2 protein-coding genes and 1 pseudogene are annotated in these 1,133 nt (G+C 54.4%); all 3 read right to left on the bottom strand.

Annotated elements, in window-relative coordinates; genetic code table 11:
- A pseudogene (locus tag GMA8713_RS25755) lies at window positions 1-281 on the bottom strand (baseplate J/gp47 family protein); the annotation flags it as partial.
- Window positions 271-729, bottom strand: coding sequence for a phage GP46 family protein (locus GMA8713_RS25750; protein WP_062715518.1), 459 nt, complete (start codon window positions 727-729; stop codon window positions 271-273). The pseudogene GMA8713_RS25755 and the gene GMA8713_RS25750, both read right to left, overlap by 11 nt.
- Window positions 726-1,133 (bottom strand): phage baseplate assembly protein V (locus tag GMA8713_RS25745; protein WP_157515798.1); only part of this gene is annotated, 408 nt, incomplete at its 5' end. The genes GMA8713_RS25750 and GMA8713_RS25745, both read right to left, overlap by 4 nt.

The following is a 1,133-nucleotide window of genomic DNA, read 5'->3' as shown; positions in this document are numbered from 1 at the left end:
AAGGTGGCGCTTCCATTGGCGTTTTGAGCCAGCTTTCGTGGCACGCCTTCATAGGCGGCCCTGGCTTCGATGGTGCTGTCGTCACTTTCTGCGGTTGGCACAATCTGTTTGGAAAGCCAAACCAGCTGGTCATGCAAATCGCGCTTGGCTGCACCGACCGCAAAGGCAATGGCCCGCTCGCTGCAAATAGCAGGTAAGTGCGCATTGAGACCTAACTCCAGCGCAATATCACCTTCAATCTGTTTGATGGATTCGGCAAGCGTGGGCGGGTTATAAGGCATAAGATACCTGCGCATTCAGTTGATGGCTGTCCCATCGAAGGCTGATGCCATAACTCATGGCGGTGTCATCGGGCTTAGTGATAGCAATGTCCAGACGCAGGCGGTCGGCCCCCGTGCGTGATGCCGTGACACGGTAGCGTTTTGCGTACCCTTTCAGCAGTGGGATAAGGGCTTCACGCGCGTAGTCTTCAGCGCGTTGTAACGTGGCGGTGGTGAGTTTTTCCCGTCTCAATAGCCAAAGACGTGAGCCCCAAGGCGTTTCAGTAAAACTGTCACCAGGCCAGCCGCGCCTGTCAGTGATCCCAGCGGGCAATACATCACTTTCTTTGGCTCGTGCGTCTGTCATCAGCATCATGAAGACCAGAGAGTTCAGGCCATCATCTTCGGCCAATGTTCCCTGCTCAATGCTGTGATCTGCGCCATTTTGATGCCAGTAAATACCAATCATTGCGGGCCATCCGATAAGTTGTCTCTTCCGTTTTCTTTGTGGCGGTGAGTCTCGGACTCGATGCCTTTAAACGTCCCGCCTTCCTGACCAATCACCCGGCCTGCTGCTTCGCAGTTTCCGCCGATGGTGAGGTTGCCGGATATCGACACGTCAGGGGCAGTTATATCAACCCCGTCTGTGGCCGTGATATTTACCTGTTTCACTGAAATATTGAGGGTGTCTGCGATAAGCTCGCCTGTCTTTCCCTTGGTCAGTTTGAAGAAATGGCCTTCGAGGTGATAAAGGGCGCTGTCACCGGGTTTGAGGTCTTTCAGACGCACCGTTTTATCTTCAGCGCATATCACCACCAGGTTTGAGCGGTTGCCATTCAGGGCGAGGGTAATGGCCTCGGAGCCCACAGGGGG

The organism is Grimontia marina (assembly GCF_900060185.1).
Lineage (GTDB): Bacteria > Pseudomonadota > Gammaproteobacteria > Enterobacterales > Vibrionaceae > Enterovibrio > Enterovibrio marinus.
This window is presented reverse-complemented; position numbering and strand designations above follow the sequence as displayed.